Genomic DNA, 25,554 nt, shown 5'->3' on the forward strand with positions numbered 1-25,554 from the left:
CGCGAATGATAGGGCAAAAGGCAGGCGCAGATACAGTCGGAGCGGAAGTAGAGCCGTACCAACGCCGGGCGCTGGCACGGTGAGCAATCAAACAGGTACTGCGCCTCTGCGCTTACAACTTGCCGATGCCGCCCGGCTGAAACACCGGCTCGCTCGGTGCCAGGCCATTGACCAGCGGCTGACCGAACTCGGCCTGACTGATCTCGAAACGATCGCCCGGCTGTGTGCGCACGCCATCGGCGAACGACAGGGTCGCAGTGCCGAAGAAATGCACATGCACGTCACCGGGCCTGAGAAACTGTGCGTACTTGAAGTGGTGGTATTCGAGGTTTTCCAGGCTGTGGCACATGTTCGCTTCGCCACTGAGAAACTCTTTCTCCCACAGCACCTTGCCGTCGCGCCAGACCCGGCTGGTGCCCGACAGGCTTTGCGGCAAGTCGCCCACGCGCAACTCCGGCCCGAACGAACAGGCGCGCAGTTTCGAATGCGCCAGATACAGGTAGTTGCGACGCTCCATGACGTGATCGGAGTATTCGTTACCGATGGCGAAGCCCAGTCGATAAGGCTTGCGGTCATGACCGATCACGTACAGGCCGCTCAGTTCGGGTTCTTCCCCGCCGTCTTCGGCAAACGGCGGCAGCGAAAAAGAATGTCCGGGGCGTACGACAATGCTGCCGTCACCCTTGTAGAACCACTCTGGCTGAACACCGGCCTGCCCCGCCGACGGCTTGCCGCCTTCGACGCCCCATTTGAAGATACGCATGGTGTCGGTCATAGAGGCTTCGTCGCCGGACTGCTGGTGCATCTTGTCGCGCGCCGACGCACTGCCCAGGTGTGTCAGTCCAGTGCCGCTGACCAGCAGGTGCGCCGGATCAGGATGGTCGAGCGGTGGCAGGATCCGCAGCTCCTCAAGCAACTGCGAATAGTCGTGCGTCTCGCCAACGCCACGCTGCTCGACCTGATGCGCCAGAGCCGAACCTGCCTCGATCGCCGCCAGCGCCAGCTCGCGAACACTCTCGACACCCTGGACCTCACGCACCTGGTCACCGTCCACCAGCCCTACACGGCGCTGGCCATCGCTCAATTCAAACTGTACTAACCGCATGAAATTCTCCTTCCAGAATAATGGGCCGCTGAAAACCTATCTCGCCTTGGCACTCGCCGCGAAGTCGGACACTGGCAGCACATGCTTGCGCTCCAGCACGTGATAAACGATGCCGGTCAGCAGCAGCCCGAAGACCATGACACCCGACAGGAAATAGAGGCCCGATGCCAGACTGCCGGTGATTTCCTTCAACGCACCGATCACGAACGGACCGATGTAGCCGCCCAGGTTGCCGACCGAATTGATCAGCGCGATACCGGCTGCGGCACTGGCACCGGCAAAGAACCGCCCCGGCAAGGTCCAGAACACCGCCGTACAGGAGAACAGCGCAAACGCCACGACGCACAATGCGGCCAACTGCGCCACCGGCATGGTCAGCCAGGCGCTGCAGAACAGGCCGATGGCGCCCAGCACATAAAGCACCGCCAGATGCCCGTAACGGTCGTTGAGGCGGTCGGAACTGCGCGGCACGATCAGCAAGCCGATGATGCCGAAAATGTACGGCACCGAAGACACGAAGCCGGTGGTCAGGTCACTGCCACCGAACTGTTTGATCAGCGTCGGCAACCACAAGCCCAGACCGTAGATGCTCAAGGTCACCGGCAGATAGAACAGCGCCAGAAGCAGCACGCGCTTGTCTTTCAAGGCATGCAACGGATTGCCGTGGCGAGTCTGGCCATACTCTTCAAGATCCCTTTTCAGCTCACCGGTCAGCCAGTCCTTCTCGGCCTGGTCCATCCATGTGACCTGCTGCGGACCATCCGGCAGCCAGCGCAGCACCGGCCAGGTCAGTAGAATCGCCGGCGTGCCGATGACGATGAACAGCCACTGCCAGCCATGCAGGCCGAGTATGCCGTCCATGCCCAGCAAACCGCCGGAAACGGGCCCGGTGATCATCATGGCGATGGGTTGCGAAAGGATGAAAAGGCCGAGAATCTTGCCGCGATGGCGCACCGGAAACCACTGGGTGATGTAGTACAGCACACCAGGAAAGAAGCCCGCCTCGGCAGCGCCGAGCAGAAACCTCATCACGTAAAAGCTGTGCGGCCCCTGGACGAAGGCCATGCCGATGGTGATCGCACCCCAGGTGATCATGATCCGCGCGAACCAGCGACGCGCGCCGAAACGTTCGAGCATCAGGTTGCTGGGGATCTCCAGCAGGAAGTAACCGATGAAGAACAGGCCGGCACCCAGCCCGTAGGCCGCGTCGCCGATGCCGATGTCCGCGCCCATGTGCAGCTTGGCAAAGCCCACGGCAGAGCGGTCTACATAAGCGATCAGGTACAGCAGGATAAGGAAAGGAATCAGTTTCAGCGTGATGCGGCGTATAAGCCGCAGTTCCTGGCTCATGTAGGCGGTCTCCCATTGTTTTTGTTATGGAACCTGCGGGGATCGCCTCTGTGCCTGGGGGCTGAATAACGCTGCACATGCGCCAGGATGATCCCTCGTCTACAATCGACTATATAGTAATACTATTTAAACTGACAACTCTTCCAATACGCGTTTTTTAGGCTTACCTTAGCCAGCAGTATCGCCATTAAGTCTTACAATAAGAGAGCCGATCATGTCTGACTCCGATAAAAAACCGCCCCTCCGTTCTGCCCAGTGGTTTGGCACTGCCGACAAGAATGGCTTCATGTACCGCAGCTGGATGAAGAATCAGGGCATTGCCGACCATCAGTTTCAGGGCAAGCCGATCATCGGCATCTGCAATACCTGGTCGGAGTTGACCCCCTGCAACGCGCATTTCCGGCAGATCGCCGAGCATGTCAAACGTGGCGTGATCGAAGCAGGCGGCTGGCCGGTCGAGTTTCCGGTGTTTTCCAACGGCGAATCCAACCTGCGCCCTACCGCTATGTTCACCCGCAACCTGGCGAGCATGGACGTTGAAGAAGCGATTCGCGGCAACCCCATCGATGGCGTCGTGCTGTTGACCGGCTGTGACAAGACCACCCCTGCCCTGTTGATGGGGGCTGCCAGTTGCGACATCCCCGCCATCGTCGTCACCGGCGGACCGATGCTCAACGGCAAGCATGAAGGCAAGGACATCGGCGCCGGAACCATCGTCTGGCAGATGCACGAGTCCTACAAGGCCGGGACCATCAGCCTGGATGAATTCCTCTCCGCCGAAGCCGGCATGTCGCGCTCGGCAGGCACCTGCAACACCATGGGCACGGCCTCGACCATGGCCTGCATGGCCGAAGCGCTGGGCACTTCGCTGCCGCACAACGCGGCCATTCCGGCGGTGGATTCGCGGCGTTACGTGCTGGCGCACATGTCCGGCATGCGTGCCGTCGACATGGTCCGCGAAGACCTGCGCCTGTCGAAGATTCTCACCAAGGCCGCTTTCGAAAACGCCATCCGGGTCAACGCGGCCATCGGTGGCTCGACCAACGCCGTCATCCACTTGAAAGCCATCGCCGGACGCATCGGCGTCGACCTGGATCTGGATGACTGGTCACGCATGGGCCGGGGCATGCCGACGATTGTCGACCTGCAACCTTCGGGGCGCTTCCTGATGGAAGAGTTCTATTACGCCGGTGGCCTGCCCGCCGTGCTGCGGCGCATGAACGAAGCCAAGCTGCTGCCCAACCCGGATGCCTTGACCGTCAATGGCAAAAGCATCGGTGAAAACACCTGCAACTCCCCCATCTATGGCGAAGATCAGGTGATCCGCGCGCTGGACAACCCGATCCGCGCCGACGGCGGGATTTGCGTGCTGCGCGGCAACCTCGCGCCGCTGGGGGCCGTGCTCAAGCCTTCGGCCGCGACGCCGGCACTGATGCAGCACCGTGGCCGCGCAGTGGTGTTCGAGAATTTCGAGATGTACAAATCGCGGATCAACGACCCGGATCTGGACATCGATGCCAACTCGGTCATGGTGCTCAAGAACTGCGGCCCCAAGGGCTATCCGGGCATGGCCGAGGTCGGCAACATGGGCTTGCCAGCCAAGCTGCTGGCGCAGGGCGTGACTGACATGGTGCGCATTTCCGATGCGCGCATGAGCGGCACGGCTTACGGCACAGTGGTTCTGCATGTGGCGCCGGAAGCCGCAGCCGGCGGCCCGCTGGCGGTGGTCAAGGAAGGCGACTGGATCGAGCTGGACTGCGCTGGCGGGCGTCTGCATCTGGACATCCCGGAAGCCGAACTGGCGGCACGCCTCGCCGACTGGCAGGCACCGCCGCAACTGTTGCTTGGTGGCTATCGTCAACTGTACGTAGACCGGGTGATGCAGGCGGATCAGGGCTGCGATTTCGACTTCCTGGTCGGTTGCAGAGGCGCCGAAGTCCCTCGTCACTCGCACTAAACGAAACGGCGGCTGCCTGACGCAGGCAGCCGCCGCAAGTGTTACGCAATGGTATGATGCCCAGCAATTACCGCCAGGACCGACCAGCGTTCCCATGGATTATCGAAAGCCTTCCGACCGAAAAAGCATGCACGCACGCATTGTCCAGGAACTGGGCATGCAAATCGTGTCCGGCCGTTTCAAGCCTGACGAAAAGCTGCCTGCCGAAGCAATGCTCTGCGAAGAGTACGCCGTCAGCCGCCCGGTCCTGCGTGAAGCGACACGGGTTCTGGTGGCCAAGGGTCTGGTCTATTCGCGCCCGCGTGTCGGCACGGTGGTCAAGGCGCGCCGCGAATGGCATCTGCTGGACCCGGACGTGCTGCACTGGGTCATGCAAAGCTCGCCGCAGAATGAGTTCTTCCATCTGCTGACCAGCGTACGCGCGGTCATCGAGCCGGCGGTTGCAGCGCTGGCCGCACAGCATGCCACCGACGCAGAGATCGAATCGATCCACGAAGCTTATCTGCGCATGGAAGCTGCACCGACGCCGGAAGACCTGCTGCAACCCGACCTCGACTTCCACAGCCGCATCGCCGACGCCACCCACAACGATCTGCTGGCGCACTTGTGCAACATGCTGTCACTGGCATTGCGCGAAGCGCTCAAATACTCCAACAAGCGCCCCAACCTGCACGAACTGGCCATGCCACGCCACAAGGCGATCCTCACCGCCATCCAGAACCGCGACGCGCTGGGCGCACGCCACGCGTCACTGGTGCAACTGGACGATGCGCGCAATGCGCTGAGTGTGGTGCTCGGGGGCGGTTGATCGACAGGTTCGACTGAATCGAGAACTTCCTGCGCCTGTCTATGCGTCGTGTTTATCAATCAGGCATGGCGAACCCTGACGATTGCTGAAACCCGCCGCTGAACTTTCTATTCCCGTGGGAAATATCCAGCCCATTAGTAAGATATTTATTAGCCCGGCGTAAGCTAAGTCCTTAATCACTCCAGATAGCGATCTGCTATTTGCGAACATATAAAGTAATGATATCTCTCCCTGCACATTAATTAACGCACTGCGCCTGTTCATACACGTCGATTAAACCTGTCGAACGTCAGGGATTCGTGCAGCTGATAAAAAAGTGTGCAGGGAGCATTGCATGAAACTTCTGGCCATCGTTCAGGGCGATACCACAGACCACGGAGGGTCTGTTATCAACGGCGATCGAACAAAGCGTATTAACGGTTTCCAAATAGCACACAGGGGCTGTGACGTCATCTGTCCGCTGCATGGCGCCAGCAAAATTCTCGGCGAAGAAAACAACTTCCATATCGACGGAAACATCATCGCCCTGGAAGGCGACCTGACCAGTTGCGGGGCCCGGTTGATATCCAGGCAACAAAGCTTCTTTCGGGTCGAGAGGCGGTCCAGTGCAGTGGAGTCTGCGCCCGATACTTCGGCTGGTCATCATCAGGAGCTGGCCAGCGAAGGTGCGTTCGATGGCGGTGTGCAGGCCGTTGATTCGTTGCCGAGCCAGCGAAACTCAATGGCATGCGACGAACGTTTTCGTCTGTTCAACCAACAGCGTTCCAGCCTTGGCCATCTGGGCTATGTGGTCATGCAAGATCAACGCTGCACTGCCGTTGGTGCGCTTGACCTGCAGGGCTACAGCCGCAGCCATAAAAGCCCTGCGGTCATCGCTCTACAACTCGCAACCACCGCACCCTGGCCGGTCATGGAGTGATCACGATGTCTCTGAACGATTTCCAGCGCACCAACGCCTTGGGCCCCGACACCTACTTCGCGTTGCCCCAAGGCGCCTCACACACCTACGCCCCGACAGACACCCCGGCCAAAGAAGTCATTATTCAAAGCCTGGCCCTCTCTCGCATCCCCGGAGCCATGCGCAACATGGGTTGGAATACGGCGGCAGCGCTGATGCAGCGATGGTTTGACAGTCCAGCGTGGGAGATGCCGGAGGAGTGGAAGGAGCGAGAAACGCAGCCAGACCCAATGAGCCTGTCTCCCGCGCAGTGCGATGAAAGCATCGTGAAGATGGAATGGGCAATGCAGTTTGAGCGATGCAGGCAGGCTGTTGAGGTGGCTGAGTCAAGATTGAACACAGCTAACGCCGTCAATCGATTGAAAGAACTGCTAAAAGAAGCTGGCTGGCGTGATCACATTGACTGCCAACTGGGTTCAAAAACGATGTCCGCCAGACAAATGGACGCTTGTGCTCAAGTAAACTTCGCTAAATTCGGTAGTGCATGGAGCACGCTGGATGATATGTACGGAGCATTGGGCTTTGCAACGATGAAAGTAGGTGTAACAGGAAAAACCTTCAGCAAGGAAATTTCTGGCACCCAACATCGTCAACACTACTTTCACGTTGAGCATGTAGGTCTTTATATCCGAGATCATTACGACTTCAATGGCATACAATACTTGGGCACATGGACAGAAGATCGCGTACTCACCAAATCGGAAACACTCATAACCTTGCACCCTCAAGGAAACTTGATAATCAGATTGAAAGATGGGCCCTTTGCTGCAATCACAAACGCAAACTTTCGAAACTATCGTGTAGAACAAATCAAAGGGGGCGACTTCATAATTTATTCGGACATCATGTGGAAGAAATCCGATCAAATCATTGAGCTAGGAACATGGCTATGAAAAAACCATCTCGCACAATAGTATTTTTTTTGTCATACGTCATCATCGCAGGCGGTCTCTGGATCGCTTCTGAATGGTGGGAAAAAGGACTGGCTGAAAAATCGAGCGGCCCGCATGTAAGTCCGGGTGGATGTTATCGAGTAGATATATTTAAACCATTTTGGGTCTTACCTATGATGTTTCATCGAGAATCCGATCCCAACGAAGATCAACCACCCACGTGGTTTCCCTGGTGGGGCTACCCGGCGTTTTTTCGACTTTACGATCACCGCACTGGCGTATTGATTTCAGAGACGAAGATTTACGATCTGGAATCAGCGGGCGATAAACTGTCGTGGGGAAGTGGATCGGGAGTGGTAATGTCCGGTTTGATCTTAATTGGCCCCAATCTCCCTGATTGCATGGGTGATCGCCCTACTCGCGTAAAGCCTCAATGAAAGTGGCATCGGGACGCTGGGTATTTTTTCTGGCCTACATAACTATCGCAGGCAGTCTCTGGAACGCATCGGAATGGTGGGAAAAGGATTAGCGGAACGCTCTGGCGAACCTGACATAAGCCCTGGAGGCTGTTACCGAGTAGAGCTGTTCAAACCATTCTGGGTTCTTCCGATGATGTTTCATTCGATGCCGCATCCGGATAGTGAGGTCCCAAGAAGGTGGCTACCCTGGTGGGAATACCCTGCGTTTTTTCGGCTCTACGATCATCGCACTGGAGAGTTGATTCCAGAGACCGAGGTTTACGATCTGGCGTCAGCGAGCGGACCGCTGGACTGGGGAGACGGATCGGGTGAGGTATCGGCTGGAATGATCTCAATTGGCCCCAATATCCCTGACTGCATGAATGATCACCCTGCTCGCGTGAACCCTCAATAACGAGAGCATTACGATGCTGGACATTTTTAAATGATCGTTCCAACGCTCCGCATTGGCACGATAGTGAATAGGACACCGAGTTACAGGCCGCCACAGCCTCAATGCGAAAACAACGAATTCCCCACCTTCCCCGCCATTTTCTCCGGTTTGATCAGAAACCGCGCCAGCGCGGGCAGCAGCCATAGTGCGCCGAACATGTTCCACAGCAGCATGAAGGTCAGCATCAGGCCCATGTCGGCCTGGAACTTGATCGCCGAGAAGATCCAGGTGCACACACCGATGGCCAGACACAGGCCGGTGAACAGCACGGCCTTGCCGGTGGATTTGAGGGTTTCATAGTAGGCCTCCTGCAACGGCAGGCCGGCGCGCAGGAAGCTTTCCAGACGGCTGTAGATGTAGATGCCGTAATCGACGCCGATGCCCACGCCCAGCGCCACCACAGGCAAGGTCGCGACCTTGACGCCGATCCCCATGAAGGCCATCAGGGCGTTACCGAGCACCGAGGTCAACACCAGCGGCAGGACGATGCACAGGGTGGCTGCCCATGAGCGGAAGGTGATCATGCACATCGCCGCCACGCAGAGGTAGACCAGCACCAGAATCACCAGCTCGGACTGCCTGATCACTTCGTTGGTCGCGGCCTCGATGCCGGCGTTGCCGGCAGCCAGCAGAAATTGCAGGTCCGGCGTGTCGTTCTGTTTGGCGAAGTCCTGCACTGCATGCACCGCACGGTCGAGGGTTTCGGCTTTATGGTCGTTAAGGAACACTAGCAGCGGCGCCAACGAACAATCGGTGTTGTACAGACCGTCGGCGCGGGCGATGGAGTTGTTCAGCACGTCCTTGTTACGCGACAGGCTCTCCCATTTCAGGTTGCCCTCGTTCATGCCCTTGATCATCTGTCTCGACACCGTCACCAGCGAAATGGCCGACTGCACGCCCTGAGTGTTTTCCATCTTCCAGGCCAGCTCGTTGATCGCTGACAGGGTCGAATACGCCGAGCACCCCTCTGGGGCTGTCTTGACCATGACCACCAGCACATCGGAACTGGTCGAGTAATGATTGATGATGAACGCGTTGTCCTGGTTGTAACGCGAGTCGGGGCGCAGTTCTGGCGCGCCCTGATCCAGATCGCCGATCTTCAGGTTCTGGCTGTACCAGAGCCCGCCACCGAAGGCCAGCAGCGCCAGCACAAGTGAAACCGGCGCGACTCTGGCGCTGGCAAAGTTCGCCAGCAATCGCCAGAAAGGATGCTCGGAGACCGCATCCTGCTTGCTGCGGCTCACGGCCTTTTTGCTGATACCCACGTAGGAAATCGCTACCGGCAGCAGGATCAGGTTGGTGAACACGATCACCGCCACACCAATGGAAGCACCGATGGCCAGCTCGCGGATCACCCCGATGTCGATAATCAGCAGCGTGATGAAGCCCACCGCATCGGCCAGAATCGCGATCATGCCGGGTAGAAACAGCTGACGAAACGTCCGCCGTGCAGCGGTCAGGGCGTTTTCGGCCTCGCTGGATTGCAGGGCAATACCGTTGATCTTCTGGACACCGTGGGAGATGCCGATGGCGAAGATCAGAAACGGCACCAGCATCGAATAAGGGTCGATACCGAAGCCGACCACATGCATCAGCCCCAATTGCCAGATCACCGCAATCAGCGTGGTGCTCAGTACCGCCACCGTGCTGCGGATACACCGGGTAAACCAGATCAGCAGCACCAGCGTGATCAGAAAGGCGATGCCGAAGAACATCACCACCATGAACAGGCCATCGATCAGATCGCCGACTTTCTTGGCGAAGCCGACGATGTGAATCCTGATGTCGGGGTTTTGCGCCTGATACTTGTCGCGGATCTTTTTTTCGAGCTGGTGGGAGAATTGCTGATAGTCAAGCGCCAGTAACCTGCCCTGGTCTGCCGGGTCCGGGTAAAACTCCTGCAGCGGAACGTCGATGATGCTCGACCTGAAATCGTTGGCGACCAGACGCCCGACCTGCCCGGACTTGAGCACGTTATTGCGCAACTGATCCAGACTGGCGTCCGAGCCGTCGTAACTCTGCGGTATCACCTCGCCTCCCGCAAAGCCCTCCTCCGTGACTTCGGTCCAGCGCACGCTGGGGCTCCACAGCGACTTGAGCCCGGAGCGGTCCACGCCGGGGATGTAAAACACCTCGTCGCTGATCTGGCGCAGGGTCTCCATGTAGTCTTTGGAGAAGATGTCGCCGTCAACCGCCTCGACCGATATGCGCACCGTGTTGCCAAGGTTCGCCAGGTCGTTGCGATGCTTGAGCATGTTCTGAATGAACGGATGAGACAGCGGGATCATCTTCTCGAAACTGGTGGAAGGCCGCACCTGCGTGGCTTGCCAGAACAGAAAGAGGCTGGCCAGCAGGCAGAGGATGATCACTGCCGGGCGATGGTTGAAAATCAGGCGTTCAAGGAAGGTTGCCTTTTCATCCGAATCTTGCGCGTGTTGGTGCGTGCTCATGCCTGAATATCCCCGCCCTGAAAGGTCTTATTGTTGGGTCGTATCGGCGCCCGTCGGCGAGGTGAGGCGAACGCCGCCCTGTCCTACCAGAATCAGATTGCCCTGAGGGTTGCCGGTGACCCCGGCCAGCGAGATGCGATCAGGTCGATTGAAGACCGCGAATGTTTCACCGTCATCGGTGCTGCGCATGACACTGCCGCCATTGCCGACCAGCACCAGCGAGCCATCGGCCAGCAGCGTGGCGCTGGCCAGACCGAACTCGAGCGGCCCGCGCGCGCCCTTCAGTTCGATCGGTTGCCAGCTGTCACCAAAATCGCTGGAGCGAAACAGATTGCCGCGCAGACCATAGGCCAGCAGCGTGGACGGCTGAGCCGTGCCGATCACGCCGAATAACGAGCCTTGGTACGGACCGTCGATTTTCTCCCAGGTCTGCCCCTCGTCACGGGAGCGAAACATGCTGCCCGCTTCGCCGACAATGAACAGGCCGGCGTCCTTGACTTGAGCGATGCCGTTCAGGTGGTACTGGTCTTCGTTGTCCAGCCGGTCGCTGACATCTTCCCAGTGCTGCCCGCCATCGGCCGTGCTCAGCAGCAGGCCGTAGGCACCGATGGCCAGGCCGTTGTCGAGGTCCTTGAACCAGACATCCAGCAGCGGAGCCTCGCGCTTCAAGTCCTCGAACTGCTTGTTCCAGCTCTTGCCGCCGTCGCTACTGGCCAGTACTTGGGCGTCGTGACCGACCGCCCAGCCATGCTGTTCATCCACAAAAAATACGGCCGTCAACAACTGGCGGGTAGGCACGCGGGCCTGACTCCAGGTCTTGCCCTGATCATCGGAAAGCAGAATATGCCCATGGTCACCCACCACGACCAGCCGCGCACCCGCATGGGCGACGTCCAGCAGCAACGTGCGTGAGGCCTTGGCCGACTCGATGGCGTAAACGGGAGTGTCTGCAGCTGCGGCAGTAGATACCGGCTCGGACCCGGCCGTGGCTGGCAGCGCAAAAAAAGATGACGAAACAATAGCCAGGGACATGACCGCGCATAACCGGGTGCGACGATGGAAAGACTCACGCATGGACTTTTCCGCTCTTATTATTATCAGGTGGCTGTTATCGGGTGCCGGTGCCGAACCGTTCTTGTCGATGCCGACGCCCGCAGCGGTAGGGCGTTACCTGTCTGGAAGCTCAGCCATCCTAGGCAGCTTTGCAAATGCCTGACAATCGACATGTCGTTATCTTTTGTTAAGCGCGCTGAATGTGATTGATGAATCATCACGACGGTTGATCGGGCAGCCTGACCAGACGCCTTTCAGCGAATGCTCCTGCGCCGCAAGGCCGCTGGTTTGAAAGCATTCACGCTGGGCACCGGCTGAGAGAAATCACTGGTGCCAGGCTCCTGATTGTCGAGGTTCTGTACGTGATAACGCCGCGCCTGCAAGTCATGGAAAACGTCCAGTGCGGACCAGGTCGTCGGCAGTTCGTAATAGTTCTTCAGGTACGCCATGGAAACCCGCCACAACTGCCCCCGAGCATCGTACTGATCGACGATTGCAGCCTGCCAACTGTCCTCGTCCAGGTACAGCGTGCGTCTTGAATAGACATGACGCGCGGTCGGTTTGAGCGTGCCCTCCACCACCCATACACGATGCAACTCATGGCGCGTATAGGCCGGGTTGAGATGACCCACCTGCAGTAATTGTCGATAGGTAATGTCGGGGCTGGAAATCCGGTAGTTGTTGTAGGGAATATAAATCTCGCGTTTGCCCAGTAACGTCCAGTCGTAACGATCCGGTGAGCCGTTGAACATGTCGGTGTCGTCGGCCGTGCGCAATCCTTCAGAGGCCGGGATCGGCATGTCGTAGGCCAGGCTCGGCGCCCGGCGTACCCGACGTTGCCGCGCACTGTAGGTCCAAGCCTGGCGGGGTTCCTGGATCTGGTCCAGTGTTTCATGGACCAGCACGGCGGAACCGGCCATACGCGTCGGGCACTGGATAAACGACAGGTAATAGAACAGCACGTTATCCAGACTGGCAAAGCTGCCCGCTGGATCGTAGAAGCGAAACAGCACTTCCTGACGCGAAGTGTTCAGCTTGAAACTGCCGTCGCGCTGTATCGCGACTTCCGAAGTGCGCCGCACCGCGTAATGGCCGCGATACCGGGCGATGTGATTCCACACGGCCTGAATACCCTTTTCCGGAAGGGGAAATGGAATGCCACCGTAGGCATCGACGAAACCGTTGCCGCCGCCGATCAATCTGGCTTTCTGCGCATTGCGGCGGGTGTTGTCGTACACCCATTGCGGCGCCGATCCGGAACGCCGGGTCGGGTATACCGGCATACGGTAGCTGTCGGGATAGGCTTCGAACATCGCTACTTGCCCAGGCGTCAGGTGCGTGCGGTAGTGCTGCATATTGGCGTGGGTGATGGTAAACAAGGGCTTGTCAGCGGCATACGGATCGACATGCCGAGTACCCGAGCCCTTGTATCCGGGTGGGGGCCGGGTGATCCCGCCCGTCCAGGGCGGAATGGTCCCCGTGGCATTACCTGCCCTCTCGCCTCCCAGCGGGGTCAAACGGCTCCCGAGCAACGTGGTATCGACTGCCTGGCAGGTGTTGATCGCGAACAGCAGCGTCAGCGCGCCGCCCAGCCGTTGTTTCATGAGCATGTGGGCTCTCCTTGCATGGCCACGTCGGGACGCGTGTCTGGCGTCCAGGCCGGGAATAGTTCCGTGTAAACGGCATGTTGTAAGGGCGACACGGTTATTGACGATTGGCCAATAACCGTGTGTTTAACAGGCAAACAGAGTTGCTCACGTATTCTTATCGCGAACAGGTTATTTACCGGGTATACGTCTGTAGGAAACTTCACAGAATAAGAAGAATGGACAACACGCTGTTAAACACCAATGGAACAGGCACCCGGAATCGCCCACAGTAATGCAACGTGAATGCCAACAGGCCATAAAGAACAGATCGCAACTTATATAAGGTACAGATTTGAAACGTCGTGCGCCCGCGTGATGACCAGAATAAAAAACAACGACACACTCTGTTTGATTGTCAGACACCCCACTCACAAGGCAACTCGTTATGACTGTTTATTAGCGGGGATATGAACGCTTGGTAACAACAAGAGTGTTACGTGCTCGAAGCCAGTAACACCGGGTGACGACAGGCAGGGCTCAGTCGATGACGACGTGTGGCAGGAAGCGACTGGTGTCCTTGGTAATCAGGCTGTCGTCTTCACGAATACCGATCCCGGACGCAAGATCACCGATGACCCAGGAGCCGATCAGCGTGTAGCTGTCGCCAAAACGCGGGAGCGGCGAGTACGCCTGCAGAATGTAGGGCGCATCGGTGTAGGGCCCATCGACCGAGATCACCTCATCGCCGGGCGTGCGCATTTCAATGTTAGCGCCCTCACGGGAAAAATACGGTTTGCGCACCCAGCCTTTGGGGACCGCTTTGCTCGGGTCCCGGTCGACGTGTGCAGGCAGCAGGTTCGGATGGCCTTCGTTGAACTGCCACAACAGCGGCAGGATTCCCTTGTTGCTGAGAATTGCCTTCCACGCGGGTTCGACAAACTGGGTACCACTGGCTGACACGTGCTGGCCGAATTCCTCGTGAAAGATGTGCTCCCACGCGTGCAGCTTGAACAAGCGCTCGATCCAGCGCCCGTCCAGGTCGACAAAACGCCCGTCAGCGCTGAGCCCGATGTCTTCGATATCGATGTGCCTCGCATCGATGCCAACGTGTGCCGCCATGCGCCGCAGAAAATCGGTGGTGCCACGGTCTTCGACGGAACCGGACATCGCCGAAAAGTAGAACGGAGTCGTACCGGGAAACTCGGCAAAGGCCCTAACCAGGTCCTCGGCAATCGAGTTGAACTGGGTGGCACGCGCAGGCAACACGCCGCGCGCCATCTGCTCTTCCAGCCAGAGCAGTTGCACCGCGCCGGCTTCCATCAGACTGGTCGGCGTATCGGCATTGATTTCGTACATCTTCGCCGGGCCCGTACCGTCGTAGGCAAAATCGAAGCGCCCGTAAAGATGCGGATGTCCCTCCTTCCATGAGGTCTGGATCACGTCGAAGAACGCTTCCGGAATCGCCAGTTGATGGAGCAGCGCTTCGCTGTCCACCACTCGCGCCACAGCGTCCATGCACATCTGGTGAAGCTCCTGAGTGGGCGCTTCGAGATCGCGGGTAATCTGCTGTTCGCTGAACAGGTAATACCCGCGCTCATCCCAGTAACGCTCACCGTCGATGGTGTGAAAGTTGAACCCTTCACGTTCGGCGGTCGAACGCCAGTCCGGACGTTCCTCGATGCTGATCTTTTTCATGCCGCGAACCGTCAGCCTCCGAAACTGCTGCTGCCACCGCTGCTCTTGCCACCCCAGCCACTGCGCGCCGAGGCCTGGCTGCCGAAGCCGCCGCGCGAGATGGTCGATGACACCGAAGACGAGCCGGCCCCCGAGCTGCCCAGGTTGCGCCCCAGGGTGCTCTTGCCGTAGCTGCGATCCGGGCTGGATTGCGCCTGGGTCGAGCGCCCGAAGGTCTTGCCGCGATCGATCTGACTGGGCAGGGACGAGCTGTAATAACCACCCCGGCCATCGCGCGTCTGGTAGATGGGCTGCGAGTAGTAGCGGTTATTACCGAAGCCGTTGCTGAGCAGATTGCCGATCAGCAGCCCGGCCATCAGACCGGTGGTGCCACTCATGCCTGCCGGAGCAGACTGGCTGACTTCCTGATTGGCCCGGTCCAGTGCCTCTTTCGGCACTTGTCCGGAAAAGCCCAGTTCGAAGCCGCCGAGCTTGGGTATGTACTTGCCGTCAGAGGTGACCTGGCAATAATCCGGGACGAAGTCCGCGTCGCAGGACGCCTTGTCATCATAAGTCGGCGCAATGCGGCGATGATCGGACAACGCCTGCATGTAGGCATCCGAACAGACATTCACCGGCACCTTGGCGTCGACGCACTCCTGCACCGAACTGAAGTTGGCCTTGGCGTTGACGGTATCCTTCTGCTCGGACGGACCGCACCCGGCAAGGGCCAGCGGCAGCGCGCCGGCGAGCACCAGTTTTACTGAACTACGTCTCATCGTGAGTCTCCTTGTTCAAGGCTGCCGTCAGACCGACGGGGTCATGCAGGCTGCGTTGAGAAGACCGACGCTGATCGCGACGCTGGCCGAATAGATGGCTGCTGCCATTTCGCCCTTGGCGATACGCGTCGACAGGCCCTTGAGCACCAGGCTGGTAACGCCGAACGCCAGCAGTTGCACAACGGCGGCAATCACTGCCCAGACGATCACGTCCAGAATGCTGATGCTGTAGCTGATGATGTTACTGGCCGGCAGCGCGAAACCGATCAGCGAACCACCCAACGCCAGCGCGGCGGCGCTGTTGTTCTCGCGAATCAGCGCAAATTCCTTGTGTGGCGTGATCCGGCTGTAAATGAACTGGAACAGCGCGAACAGAATCGCTGCCACCAGGATGTACATGACGAAGCCGAACACAGCGGTGGCATTGAGCGACATACGCAGCGCGTCGATCATGAGGATTTCCTTGTCAAAGAACGTTGATATCAGTGGATTGCAGCGTTATGCCGACCGCCGTGGTGAGCGTGATGCTGCCCTCCTCGTCTTCCTCTACGGAAAACAGCAGAAACTCACGGCGGTTGATCAGTCCCGTTTCGCGGGCGTACAGCATGCTCAGGTGCTTGACGCGATAAGTCGCGTCAGGACTGACGATGTCTTCATCGAGTGGCGTCAGTTCGGTCTGACCGGGTGAAGTCCCCCATTGCCGCTCGAAGACCTCACCGTCGTGCTCGTAGGTCGGCAGACCGATCTTCGACGACGGGCCGGTCAGGCGCAGCAATTCATCCTTGCTGGTGATCGGCTCGGCGCTGTAGTAGCCGAACAGGATGATGTCCTGCACGTCTTCCGGGTTGGGGCCGTCGCTGACCACTTGCAGAAAGTAGTCCTCGTTATCGAGGTAAAAACGATGCAGCGCCATGGACTGACCAAGATCGATATGCCCTACGGACCAGACCTTTTCATCGCCCGGGACGACCACTTCCGAGTGACCGTCGAGCAACAGCTTCAGTGAACTGTCCAGGCACAGCATCCGTCCGGACGCCAGCCCCAACGGACAGACCGTGCTGACCGGTTGTGCGCCGTCCCGGCCTGATGCCTTGGGGGCTTCCAGGCCCATGGCCCTTTTGAACCAACTCATAATCCATTTCCTTGCAGTCGACGGGTGACGATATATAACGCTCTTCAAGCGCAACAGGCGCAACAGGCGCACTGCCTGCGCGCGAATGGCTCAGTTCTCCGCCAGCAATGCCTTGGAATGCATCAGCCAGGCCACACAAACGCCCGCGAGTGCACCAGCGATATGTGACTCAAACGACATGCCGGCCACCGGAACGAAGCCGAATACCAGCCCGCTGTAAGCGGCCAGTACCAGCAGCGCGATCATCACGCTGGCGATACTGCGCTGATACCACGCACGTGCCAGCAGATAAGCCCACAAACCAAAAATCAGACCGCTTGCGCCGACATGGATATTGCTGCGACCGAAGCTCCAGACCAGCAGCCCGCCCAGCAGGCAGACCAGCCCGGCAACCCACGCATAACGCCTGACACCCTCGGTCGCCACCAGCCAGCTCAGCACAATGAACGGCAACAGATTGCTGAGCAAGTGCTGAATCGACCCATGCAGAAAAGGGGCAAACACAATGCCGCGCAACCCGGTGAGGCTGCGCGGCATGATACCGAAATGGACCAGACTGTTGCCGGTGATCGAGTTGATTGCCTGTACCGCAATCAACACGGCCGACAGGACGAGGATGACCTTGAGTCGTCGGGAAAACGCCATTAACCACCCTCGCCTGCCTTGTTGCAGCGCTTACTGAGCCGGCGTCTGATTTTTGGCTTTCAGGCGCGCCAGAACATCTTGCGCACCGCCGCTTTTGGCACCGATTCCGGCATCCTGCAGACGACGCTCCAGATCGCTGCCGCTGGACTGGCTGGCCAGTTCTTCAGCGGCTTCGAGCTTGGCGTCCTGTTCATCCTGGCGCTGCTTGAGGCGCGCCAGCGAGCCGACTGCAGTTTCCACGGCGCCACTGGCACCACCGGTTGCGGTGGCCGTCGCGACGCGGGCCTTTTGTACAGTTTCACGGGCCTTGGCCATCTCGACCTGCTGCTTGAGGCTCTTGATTCGCGACTCGGCCTTGATCACCTGATCCTGCAGCAGGTTGACCTGCTTGCTGAACTGGTCGGCAAGCTCCTGCTCCTGATCACGCAAGGCTTCGATTTCGGCGATCTTGTTCGCGCATTCTACGGCCAGCGCTTCTTCACCCTTGTTCAGGGCCTGCATGGCGCGACCTTCCCAGTTGGCGATGCTGGTGGCGTGCTCTTCAAGGCGCTGTGCCGAGAGTTTGTGCTTGGCCTTGATAGTAATCAGCCCGTCGCGGGCCTTGACCAGCGCGTTCTCGGCGTCACGGATTTCCTGGTCCAGAATACGGATGGCGTTGGCGTCGGCAATCGACTCGCCCACTTCGGAAGCGCCGCCACGAACAGCGGTCACCAGTTTTTTCCAGATACTTGTAGTCATGAATGTTCTCCGCCTGACAGCGCTGTTCAGTAGATGAAATGATCTTCAAAAGCATCGGCCGCGCGAATGACGTTGTCCGCGAGGGTGAGGATTTCCTGCACCACGACCGTGAGCGACGATGCCGCACTCAATGCGCCGAACAGGCAGTAGACTTCCTGACCGCCGCCCAGCTTTTCGATGCCGACCGACGACAACGGAAACAGATCGCGGCTGCGCAGGACAACATCGTTGAACACTTGTACGTTCTTGATCTTGTTCACTTCGATCAAGGTCGCATCGGCGAGAATCTGCTCGCCTTCCACGGCGATGTAGATCGGCAGGTCGCCGTAGTCGGCCATGGTCAGCCTGATCCCCGAGGCATCGCCCTCGGTCACGTCGAGCTCGATCTTGCCGTTCGTCACCAGTTCCAGTTCGCTGAGGGCCTTCTGCAGAGAGCTGATGGTCCAGTGGGTATTCTCGGTCATGAAGTCCTCCAGTTTTATTCTGTCGCCCAAAAAGGGCTGTCTTAAGGCTTTTTCGATACCCCGCAGGGCATCGACATTTTCCGGCCGGATCCAGAATTCGCGCTTCACCAGCCCCGCCTCCTTGAGCCGCAGGCGCATTTCACGCATGTAATCGGTGGAGCTCTTGGAAACCTTGGCCGGGACCGCTGCGTTGTCGCCCTGGGTTTTACGAGGCATTGGCGCTCCCCTCTGCTGCTGGCCGTGGATCAGGTGAGCAACGTAGCAGATGTTTCTAAAGATAGATATGCATCACATGTGAGATTTTTCGAGCCGCGACAATTCTCGTTCCCACGCTCCGCGTGGTAATGCATTTCGTGACGCTCTGCGTCACATCAAAACCCGACCGGCGACGCACAGTTCGCATAAAAAAAGCGCTGTCCGCAGCAGCGGACAGCGCCTTTGTCACAAGTGCCTGTCAGGCACTGGGCAACCCTTATTCAGCCAGGCTTTTGCTTACTACTTCATACACGTCCGCCGACAGTTTGCCGGAGGCGAGGATGCGTTCCAGCTCGGCTTTCATCAGCGCCTGACGAGCGCTGTTGTATTTGCGCCAGCGGGTCAGTGGTGCCAATTGACGAGAGGCGATCTGTGGGTTCAGCGCGTTCAGTTCGATGACCAGGTCCGCCAGGAAACGATAGCCGGAGCCATCTGCCGCGTGGAAGTTGACCAGGTTCTGCCCGGCGAAGGCACCGATCAAGGCGCGCACCTTGTTCGGGTTCCTGATGCTGAAGGCCGGGTGTTTCATCAGTTCCTGCACACGCTGCAGGCCGCCCGGCAGAGTGCTCGCTGCCTGGACGCTGAACCACTGATCCATGACCAGCGCATTGCTCTTGAAGTTCTCGGCAAACACGGCGAGCGCCTTGTCACGCTCCGCAGTGAACGGCGAGTTGACCAGCACGGCCAGCGCGGTGAGGCGCTCGGTCATGTTGTCGCTGGTGTCGAACTGATCGATAGTGGCTGCCAGTACCTCCGGCTTGCCGCTGAGCATCAGGTACGACAACGCGATGTTCTGCAGCGCACGACGGGCGAAGTGCGCGGCCTCGGCAACATAAGGCGTGACCTTCGACACTTCACGGTTGGCCTGATAGCGCGCCAGCAGCCCGTCGAACAACCCCTCTGCCAACTGCTGACGGGCAAACTCGCGAGCAGCGTGAATGGCATCGACATCGGCCACTTCGCTGATTTCGGCCAGATAGGCTTCGCCCGGCAACGAAAGCATTTCCGCGACCATCGCCTGATCCAGGCCATCATCCGCCAGCACGGTGCCCAGTGCAGTGATCAGACGCTGATCCATGACCAGTGGCTGGCCTTGCTGATGCTGGCCGATCAGTTCCTGCAATACCTGAACCGACAACTGCTGCCCGGCATCCCAGCGATTGAAACCGTCGCTGTCGTGCTGCATCAGGAACATCAGTTGATCGCGGTCATACGGGAAGCTCAGCTTGACCGGTGCAGAGAAGCCGCGCAGCAGCGAAGGCAGCGGCTTTTCGGCGACATCGACGAAGGTGAACGTCTGCTCGGCTTCGGTAACCGACAACACCCGCGTGGTGCCGGTCGCCGCTGTTTCGTTCGCCAGACGCAGGGCAATCTCGCCGCCCTTGCTGTCCAGCAGCCCCAGTTCGACCGGGATCACGAACGGTTGCTTCTGATCGCCAGGCTGGCCTGGTGTGGTCGGGCAGCTCTGGCGGAAGGTCAGGCTGTAGGTCTTGGCCGCAGCGTCGTACGACTCGCTGACCGCCAGACGCGGCGTGCCCGCCTGGCTATACCAGCGCTTGAACTGGGTCAGATCGACGCCATTGGCGTCTTCCATGGCTTTGATGAAGTCGTCGCAGGTCACGGCCTGGCCATCGTGGCGCTCGAAATACAGATCACTGCCCTTGCGGAAGCCTGCAGCCCCCAGCAGGGTGTGAAGCATGCCGACCACTTCCGAGCCCTTTTCGTACACGGTCAAGGTGTAGAAGTTGGAGATTTCGATGAAGCTGTCCGGGCGCACGGCGTGCGCCATCGGGCCTGCGTCTTCGGCGAACTGGTGGGTACGCAGGTAGGCAACGTCCTGAATACGCTTGACCGTGGCCGAGTTCATGTCGGCCGAGAAACCGGCGTCGCGGTACACCGTGAAGCCTTCCTTGAGCGAAAGCTGGAACCAGTCACGGCAGGTCACGCGGTTGCCCGACCAGTTGTGGAAGTATTCGTGGGCGACGATCGCTTCGACACGCTGGTGTGCCGCGTCGGTCGCCGTCTCGGCACGCGCCAGCACGGCACTGGAGTTGAAGATATTGAGGCCCTTGTTTTCCATCGCGCCCATGTTGAAGTCGTTGACCGCGACAATCATGAAGATGTCCAGGTCGTACTCGCGACCGTAGGTCTCTTCGTCCCAACGCATGGACTTTTTCAGACTGGTCATGGCGTGCTGGCACTTGTCGATGTTTTCCGGCTCGACATAAATGCGCAGGATCACTTCCCGCTGGCTCTTGGTTGTGAATGTGTCTTCGATGCACCACAGATCACCGGCCACCAGCGCAAACAGATAGGCCGGTTTCATGAACGGGTCTTCCCACGTCGCCCAGTGCCGGCCACCCTCTTCTTCGCCACTGGCCACCGGGTTGCCGTTGGACAGCAGGATCGGGAAGCCCTGCTTGTCGGCGCTGACGGTGGTGGTGAACTTGCTCATCACGTCAGGACGGTCGAGGTAATAGGTAATCTTGCGAAAGCCTTCGGCCTCGCACTGGGTGCAGAACATGCCGCTGGACTTGTACAACCCTTCCAGCGCGGTGTTGGATTCCGGATGGATGCGTACGGTGCTGTCGACCGTAAAGCTGTCAGCCTGTGGGTGCAGGGTCAGGTGGTCGTCGGTCAGCTGATAATCCGTGGCGCTCAGCTCGACATCGCTCAGCTTGACCGAAACCAGTTCCAGGTGCTGGCCGTCCAGCACCAGCGGTGGCAGGCCTGCGCCACGCTCGGGGTTGCGGCGCATGACCAGCTGCGCGTGGACCAGCGAGTGGTCGTCGAACAGTTCGAAGGTCAGGTTCGTCTCATCGATGAGGTACTCGGGAGCCTGGTAATCCTTCAGGTAGATCATTTTCGGTTGTTCGGTGCGCATGCTGGAATCCTTCTACTGATGCACGGCCAGCTGATAGGCCGTGTATTTGCGAATATTGATCACGCCGGTGTCGAAAATCAGGTATTGGCCCTTGATCCCCAGCAGCGTGCCTTCGGCAATCGGGTTCTTGTCCAGATTGAAGCTGACAATCTTGGTCGGATACGCCTCGACCGGGTAACGAAACTCGACAGGCTCGGCGTCATGTAGCAATTGGATGGCCTGCAGCCCGAATCGTTCTTGCAATCCCAGCAGCCCTGCGCCGCAACTGTCGAACAGCTCCTGGCGAATGGCCTTGAGGTCAACGGGTTGAGCATCGCCCTTGAGCAGGGCACGCCAGTTGGTACGATCAGCCACCTGGCTGCGCAGCAGGTCTTCGACGAAGCCGGACTGTTGACGGGTTGCCACGCGCAGGATCGGCAGTGCCTGGCTTGCACCCTGGTCCAGCCAGCGGGTCGGCAACTGCGTAGAGCGGGTAATACCGACCTTCACGCCTGACGAGTTGGCCAGGTACACGATGTGATCGGTCATGCAGAACTGCTCGCCCCACGCCGGATCACGGCAAGTGCCCTGATCGTGATGGCATTTTTCCGGGCTCATGATGCACAGGTCGCACTGCGCCAGCTTGAGCATGCACGGGTAGCAGTAACCCTGGCTGTAGCTGGACTTGGTCTTGCGCCCGCAATGACTGCAATGAATGGCGCCGAGAAACTCCAGACGCAGCGTCTTGCCGATCAGCGGGTTGACCGCTATCTCGGTCTCGCCGAGGCGAAAAGCGTATTGCACACACGACGTGTCATCCTGACGCGCCGACATTTTGTTGACTGCTCCGCGACCAATTTCGATCAATGAATAGCATCCGATTTGAACAGGATATTGGGCACTGGTGCCGATTTGGAGGCGCATTCCTGCGGCCCCATGTAGCCAGTGCGCTGGTCTTCCGGCAGGTTCTGCACTTCCCAGGCGATCAGCGCCTGCAGGGACAGCTCCCGCTGCTCCTGAGTGAGCTTGCGACCGTCGGACCATTTGCCGATTTCCACAGCCAGTTTCAGGCTCTCGTAGATATCCGGGGTGATGTTTTCGATCATTTCTATAAAAGACGACATGGCGCACTCCAGAAAATAGCGGGTAATTCTAGGCCTTGCGGCGCGCAATCGCACCACCCAGCAGCCCGGTGACACAACCGATGATCAGCCCGCCGACATGCGCACCGTTGGCGATTTCGCCGAAGCCGAGCATGCTCACCAGCCCGGACAGGCACAACGCCAGCCAGACCAGCATCATGATCAACACCCCGCGCGGCAGGCGATAGACCGGATTGGGCGCCAGCATCTGGAAAATCCAGCAATGCCCGAGCAGGCCATACAGCACGCCGGACAGTCCGCCAAACAGGCTGGGGCCGCTGAACAGGTATTGCACGTAATTTGAAACCGAAGAGAACAGCAGGGTCAGCAACAGCAGCGACAGGCTGCCCTGGCGAATTTCAATCCGCCGCCCCAGCTCCCAGAACCACATGCCGTTCATGGCCAGATGCAGGATGCCGAAGTGGATGAGCATGGGCGAGATGATCCGCCACCACTGCCCGGACGCCAGGCTTTCGGACAACGGCAGAAACGTTGCGTACTCGCCATGGATGCGGAAATCCTGAAAGGTCAGCCAGCGGACGGCTTCGAGGTTATCACCCAGCAGCGTCATGCCGGCCACCAGCAAGGTGACCAGCAACACCAGGGCCGTCACCGGGCTGTTGCGTAACTGCTCGATCAGGCCGGGCGGCTTGTAGGTCGAGCTCCCGATGTCTTGCGCCAGCTGAACGTGCTCGTCGCCTTCGGGGAAGCGCGTGTACAACTCGCGCACTTCCTCGACCAGTCGCGGCGCGTCCGGCACCCACAGGACCTGCTCGCCAGCCTCTTCACTGACCCGATGAGGAATCTGCAAGCGCAGCAATAGCCTGACAAAACCGCTCAGGTCGGTGGTCAGCGGCAAACGCAGGACAGCGACAGGACTCATTCTCAAACCTCGGGACGCTGCACGTCGACCCAGACGAATTTGTCCGGATCGATCTGTGTTTCCTGGTCCAGCCGATAGGCGACCAGCTTGCCGTAGAGTACGGCGCTGTAATCCAGACAGGCCAGGTTCGGCCGGATAGGCGCAGGGATGCCGCTGCGCCAGTAATGACCGACAAACAGCAGCGGCTCATTGATGCCGTAGCGCAGCAAGGCGTTCTTCTCCGACGTGGACAGCGGCGTCTTGGCGACCCCTTCGGGCAACGCGTCGGGCTGAAAGACTACGTCGCCATAGGTCTGCGGGTCATCCTCCCAGAACTTGGTGCGGAAGAATTCGCGGGTCAGTCCATCACCGCCAGTCAGGGTCAGGCCGTGCGGCAGACGCATGTCGGTGCCACGCAGCAGACGGTTGAAGACATTACTGGCGAAGCTGCCGGGCACCGCCGACGCCTGGACAAAATGCTTGTCGATACACCCTGTGCCATGCAGGCCACGCAATGGATCGATCAGCGTCGCATCCCAGCAGGCGTGCACGACCCTGAAGCGACCGGCATCGAGGTACAGCGGTAATTCGTAGAACCAGTTGACGAACTCGCTCCACTCATCAGGATACTGCTCGAACTGCGCCAGGGTCTCGCCGATCAACCGCGCATGACGCGGGGTGTGCTCGCGCACGAACTGGTGACCGCTTTCGGACAGGGCCGGTGTCACCCAGCCCAGCGCGTTGAACTCATGGTTGCCCATGATGCACAGCGCCTGACCGGCCTGAACCATGTCGCGGACGATGTGCAGCGATTCGCGAATACGCGGGCCGCGGTCGATGATGTCGCCGAGGAAAATGACGATGCGCTCGGGATGGCGCCACACGCCGGCCTGCAGACGGTAACCGAGAAGCTCCAGCAAGTGCTCGAGGGTATGGGCACACCCGTGCACGTCACCGATCAGATCATAGCCACGCGCCGGATCGAGCATTAATCGCCCCCGCCGCCGAGCTTGCTGCCCCAGCCGAGCTTGGTGCGGCAGACCTCGTAATAATTGTGATCCAACGGGTGGATCAGACGCAGTTTCTGCGGTTTCTTGCTGACCGTAATGGTGTCACCCGGCGCACAGGTGAAGTGATTCTGACCGTCGCACGACACTTGCGGGTAAATGGTCATGTCCTTGGACACCACGATTTTCAGCTCGCTGTTGCCGTCGACCACGATAGGCCGCCCGGAGAGCGTGTGCGGGTACATCGGCACGATGACGATGGCGTCGAGCTTGGGGTGCATGATCGGCCCGCCTGCCGACAGCGCATAGGCCGTCGACCCGGTAGGCGTGGCGACGATCAGGCCGTCGGCCTTCTGACTGCACACGAACTGCCCGTCAATGTAGATCTCGAACTCGATCATGCGCGTGGACTTACCGGGATGCAGCACCACGTCGTTGAGCGCATCGCCCTGGCCGATGGCCTCGCCGTGGCGACGCACTTCGGCCTGGAGCAGGAAGCGGTTTTCAACCAGGTAATGCCCATCGAGCACTTCGGCGCATTTGACCTCCAGCTCGTCGGGGCGTATGTCAGTCAGAAAGCCCAGGCTGCCACGGTTGATGCCCAGCACCGGAACGTTATGCCGGGCCAGTGCCCGCGCCGCACCCAGCAGACTGCCGTCGCCGCCGACCACAATAACCATGTCGCAGACCTCGCCGAGCATCTTGCGCGATGAGGTCTGCAGGCCATGACCGGGCAGGACCTCGGCGATCGTCTCTTCGAGAATGACGTGCAGATGGCGATCCAGCAGGAATCTCTTGAGTCGGCGAACGGTCTCGAGCACCTGAACACTGCCCAGGCGACCGATGATGCCGATATTGCGAAATTGCTCCATGAGGCTCCTGCTGCGGGTTCGATACGACTTGAAAAACGTGATTATG

The 25,554-nt window shown here is 59.2% G+C and carries 23 protein-coding genes and 1 pseudogene; 6 read left to right on the top strand and 18 right to left on the bottom strand.

Going from position 1 to position 25,554, the window contains the following annotated elements:
- Positions 1-112 precede the first annotated feature (112 nt).
- The gene (gene araD1, locus BLR20_RS22420) at positions 113-1,105 is read right to left on the bottom strand and encodes an AraD1 family protein (protein WP_054993561.1); all 993 of its coding nucleotides are present in this window, start codon (positions 1,103-1,105) and stop codon (positions 113-115) included.
- A 36-nt stretch (positions 1,106-1,141) separates the two neighbouring features.
- Positions 1,142-2,455: an MFS transporter gene (locus BLR20_RS22425; RefSeq protein ID WP_032614245.1), complete on the bottom strand. Its 1,314-nt coding sequence runs from the start codon at positions 2,453-2,455 to the stop codon at positions 1,142-1,144.
- Positions 2,456-2,669: 214 nt separating this feature from the next.
- On the opposite strand from BLR20_RS22425, the gene BLR20_RS22430 reads away from it, so the two are divergent.
- The 6 genes and pseudogenes from BLR20_RS22430 (at position 2,670) to BLR20_RS28165 (ending at position 7,944) form a co-directional block, all read left to right on the top strand.
- Complete coding sequence (locus BLR20_RS22430; RefSeq protein WP_032614243.1) at positions 2,670-4,412, top strand: IlvD/Edd family dehydratase; 1,743 nt, start codon at positions 2,670-2,672, stop codon at positions 4,410-4,412.
- 94 nt (positions 4,413-4,506) lie between these two features.
- The gene (locus BLR20_RS22435; protein ID WP_010435709.1) at positions 4,507-5,220 is read left to right on the top strand and encodes a FadR/GntR family transcriptional regulator; all 714 of its coding nucleotides are present in this window, start codon (positions 4,507-4,509) and stop codon (positions 5,218-5,220) included.
- A gap of 334 nt (positions 5,221-5,554) precedes the next feature.
- On the top strand, positions 5,555-6,139 hold the full coding sequence (locus tag BLR20_RS22440) for a PAAR domain-containing protein (protein WP_054993562.1): 585 nt from the start codon (positions 5,555-5,557) through the stop codon (positions 6,137-6,139).
- A gap of 5 nt (positions 6,140-6,144) precedes the next feature.
- Positions 6,145-7,071, top strand: coding sequence for a DUF6402 family protein (locus BLR20_RS22445; protein ID WP_054993563.1), 927 nt, complete (start codon positions 6,145-6,147; stop codon positions 7,069-7,071).
- Positions 7,068-7,508 (top strand): hypothetical protein, encoded by a 441-nt coding sequence (locus tag BLR20_RS22450; protein WP_074595050.1) that lies wholly within the window; start codon positions 7,068-7,070, stop codon positions 7,506-7,508. Before BLR20_RS22445 ends, BLR20_RS22450 begins: the two co-directional genes overlap by 4 nt.
- Positions 7,505-7,944 (top strand): annotated as a pseudogene (locus BLR20_RS28165) (hypothetical protein). Before BLR20_RS22450 ends, BLR20_RS28165 begins: the two are co-directional and overlap by 4 nt.
- A gap of 98 nt (positions 7,945-8,042) precedes the next feature.
- Here the strand turns inward: BLR20_RS28165 and BLR20_RS22460 are convergent.
- From BLR20_RS22460 to BLR20_RS22535, 16 genes are all read right to left on the bottom strand, one after another.
- Entirely contained in the window at positions 8,043-10,433 is a 2,391-nt protein-coding gene (locus tag BLR20_RS22460; RefSeq protein WP_010435701.1) for an efflux RND transporter permease subunit, read from the bottom strand.
- A gap of 27 nt (positions 10,434-10,460) precedes the next feature.
- Entirely contained in the window at positions 10,461-11,507 is a 1,047-nt protein-coding gene (locus BLR20_RS22465) for a YCF48-related protein (protein ID WP_050788914.1), read from the bottom strand.
- 233 nt (positions 11,508-11,740) lie between these two features.
- Positions 11,741-13,096 carry a DUF1329 domain-containing protein gene (locus BLR20_RS22470; RefSeq protein ID WP_010435696.1) on the bottom strand — a complete coding sequence of 452 codons (1,356 nt, stop codon included), beginning with the start codon at positions 13,094-13,096 and terminating at the stop codon, positions 11,741-11,743.
- Positions 13,097-13,612: 516 nt separating this feature from the next.
- Complete coding sequence (locus BLR20_RS22475) at positions 13,613-14,770, bottom strand: glutathionylspermidine synthase family protein (protein ID WP_054993564.1); 1,158 nt, start codon at positions 14,768-14,770, stop codon at positions 13,613-13,615.
- A gap of 11 nt (positions 14,771-14,781) precedes the next feature.
- Positions 14,782-15,528, bottom strand: coding sequence for a DUF1190 domain-containing protein (locus BLR20_RS22480; protein WP_054993565.1), 747 nt, complete (start codon positions 15,526-15,528; stop codon positions 14,782-14,784).
- A 27-nt stretch (positions 15,529-15,555) separates the two neighbouring features.
- Positions 15,556-15,981, bottom strand: coding sequence for a DUF350 domain-containing protein (locus BLR20_RS22485; RefSeq protein WP_032614232.1), 426 nt, complete (start codon positions 15,979-15,981; stop codon positions 15,556-15,558).
- A 13-nt stretch (positions 15,982-15,994) separates the two neighbouring features.
- Positions 15,995-16,660 (bottom strand): DUF2491 family protein, encoded by a 666-nt coding sequence (locus BLR20_RS22490; RefSeq protein WP_032614231.1) that lies wholly within the window; start codon positions 16,658-16,660, stop codon positions 15,995-15,997.
- 90 nt (positions 16,661-16,750) lie between these two features.
- Positions 16,751-17,305 (bottom strand): rhomboid family intramembrane serine protease, encoded by a 555-nt coding sequence (locus tag BLR20_RS22495; RefSeq protein WP_054993566.1) that lies wholly within the window; start codon positions 17,303-17,305, stop codon positions 16,751-16,753.
- Positions 17,306-17,335: 30 nt separating this feature from the next.
- Entirely contained in the window at positions 17,336-18,043 is a 708-nt protein-coding gene (locus tag BLR20_RS22500; RefSeq protein WP_003409660.1) for a PspA/IM30 family protein, read from the bottom strand.
- A gap of 26 nt (positions 18,044-18,069) precedes the next feature.
- A complete protein-coding gene (locus tag BLR20_RS22505) occupies positions 18,070-18,723 on the bottom strand; it encodes a YjfI family protein (protein ID WP_054993567.1) in 654 nt (217 codons plus the stop codon).
- A gap of 256 nt (positions 18,724-18,979) precedes the next feature.
- Entirely contained in the window at positions 18,980-21,646 is a 2,667-nt protein-coding gene (gene pepN / locus BLR20_RS22510) for an aminopeptidase N (protein WP_054993568.1), read from the bottom strand.
- A gap of 12 nt (positions 21,647-21,658) precedes the next feature.
- Complete coding sequence (locus BLR20_RS22515) at positions 21,659-22,492, bottom strand: DUF2797 domain-containing protein (RefSeq protein ID WP_024639083.1); 834 nt, start codon at positions 22,490-22,492, stop codon at positions 21,659-21,661.
- Complete coding sequence (locus BLR20_RS22520; RefSeq protein ID WP_002554502.1) at positions 22,489-22,749, bottom strand: YeaC family protein; 261 nt, start codon at positions 22,747-22,749, stop codon at positions 22,489-22,491. Before BLR20_RS22520 ends, BLR20_RS22515 begins: the two co-directional genes overlap by 4 nt.
- A gap of 28 nt (positions 22,750-22,777) precedes the next feature.
- On the bottom strand, positions 22,778-23,650 hold the full coding sequence (locus BLR20_RS22525) for a rhomboid family intramembrane serine protease (RefSeq protein ID WP_010435669.1): 873 nt from the start codon (positions 23,648-23,650) through the stop codon (positions 22,778-22,780).
- A gap of 2 nt (positions 23,651-23,652) precedes the next feature.
- Positions 23,653-24,618 (bottom strand): metallophosphoesterase, encoded by a 966-nt coding sequence (locus BLR20_RS22530; RefSeq protein WP_003409653.1) that lies wholly within the window; start codon positions 24,616-24,618, stop codon positions 23,653-23,655.
- Positions 24,618-25,508 (bottom strand): NAD(+) kinase, encoded by an 891-nt coding sequence (locus tag BLR20_RS22535; protein WP_003409651.1) that lies wholly within the window; start codon positions 25,506-25,508, stop codon positions 24,618-24,620. Before BLR20_RS22535 ends, BLR20_RS22530 begins: the two co-directional genes overlap by 1 nt.
- Between the last annotated feature and the right edge of the window lie 46 nt (positions 25,509-25,554).

This window comes from Pseudomonas congelans (genome assembly GCF_900103225.1).
Lineage (GTDB): Bacteria > Pseudomonadota > Gammaproteobacteria > Pseudomonadales > Pseudomonadaceae > Aquipseudomonas > Aquipseudomonas congelans.

Bases quoted from the DNA above. Each gene is read 5' to 3' on its own strand.
- BLR20_RS22465 (WP_050788914.1), bottom strand. From the start codon at position 11,507: ATGCGTGAGTCTTTCCATCGTCGCACCCGGTTATGCGCGGTCATGTCC.
- BLR20_RS22475 (WP_054993564.1), bottom strand. From the start codon at position 14,770: ATGAAAAAGATCAGCATCGAGGAACGTCCGGACTGGCGTTCGACCGCC.
- pepN (WP_054993568.1), bottom strand. From the start codon at position 21,646: ATGCGCACCGAACAACCGAAAATGATCTACCTGAAGGATTACCAGGCT.
- BLR20_RS22480 (WP_054993565.1), bottom strand. From the start codon at position 15,528: ATGAGACGTAGTTCAGTAAAACTGGTGCTCGCCGGCGCGCTGCCGCTG.
- BLR20_RS22445 (WP_054993563.1), top strand. From the start codon at position 6,145: ATGTCTCTGAACGATTTCCAGCGCACCAACGCCTTGGGCCCCGACACC.
- BLR20_RS22505 (WP_054993567.1), bottom strand. From the start codon at position 18,723: ATGCCTCGTAAAACCCAGGGCGACAACGCAGCGGTCCCGGCCAAGGTT.
- BLR20_RS22485 (WP_032614232.1), bottom strand. From the start codon at position 15,981: ATGATCGACGCGCTGCGTATGTCGCTCAATGCCACCGCTGTGTTCGGC.
- BLR20_RS22450 (WP_074595050.1), top strand. From the start codon at position 7,068: ATGAAAAAACCATCTCGCACAATAGTATTTTTTTTGTCATACGTCATC.
- BLR20_RS22440 (WP_054993562.1), top strand. From the start codon at position 5,555: ATGAAACTTCTGGCCATCGTTCAGGGCGATACCACAGACCACGGAGGG.
- BLR20_RS22425 (WP_032614245.1), bottom strand. From the start codon at position 2,455: ATGAGCCAGGAACTGCGGCTTATACGCCGCATCACGCTGAAACTGATT.
- BLR20_RS22460 (WP_010435701.1), bottom strand. From the start codon at position 10,433: ATGAGCACGCACCAACACGCGCAAGATTCGGATGAAAAGGCAACCTTC.
- BLR20_RS22435 (WP_010435709.1), top strand. From the start codon at position 4,507: ATGGATTATCGAAAGCCTTCCGACCGAAAAAGCATGCACGCACGCATT.
- BLR20_RS22500 (WP_003409660.1), bottom strand. From the start codon at position 18,043: ATGACTACAAGTATCTGGAAAAAACTGGTGACCGCTGTTCGTGGCGGC.
- BLR20_RS22530 (WP_003409653.1), bottom strand. From the start codon at position 24,618: ATGCTCGATCCGGCGCGTGGCTATGATCTGATCGGTGACGTGCACGGG.
- BLR20_RS22430 (WP_032614243.1), top strand. From the start codon at position 2,670: ATGTCTGACTCCGATAAAAAACCGCCCCTCCGTTCTGCCCAGTGGTTT.
- BLR20_RS22495 (WP_054993566.1), bottom strand. From the start codon at position 17,305: ATGGCGTTTTCCCGACGACTCAAGGTCATCCTCGTCCTGTCGGCCGTG.
- BLR20_RS22535 (WP_003409651.1), bottom strand. From the start codon at position 25,508: ATGGAGCAATTTCGCAATATCGGCATCATCGGTCGCCTGGGCAGTGTT.
- BLR20_RS22470 (WP_010435696.1), bottom strand. From the start codon at position 13,096: ATGCTCATGAAACAACGGCTGGGCGGCGCGCTGACGCTGCTGTTCGCG.
- araD1 (WP_054993561.1), bottom strand. From the start codon at position 1,105: ATGCGGTTAGTACAGTTTGAATTGAGCGATGGCCAGCGCCGTGTAGGG.
- BLR20_RS22525 (WP_010435669.1), bottom strand. From the start codon at position 23,650: ATGAGTCCTGTCGCTGTCCTGCGTTTGCCGCTGACCACCGACCTGAGC.
- BLR20_RS22520 (WP_002554502.1), bottom strand. From the start codon at position 22,749: ATGTCGTCTTTTATAGAAATGATCGAAAACATCACCCCGGATATCTAC.
- BLR20_RS22490 (WP_032614231.1), bottom strand. From the start codon at position 16,660: ATGAGTTGGTTCAAAAGGGCCATGGGCCTGGAAGCCCCCAAGGCATCA.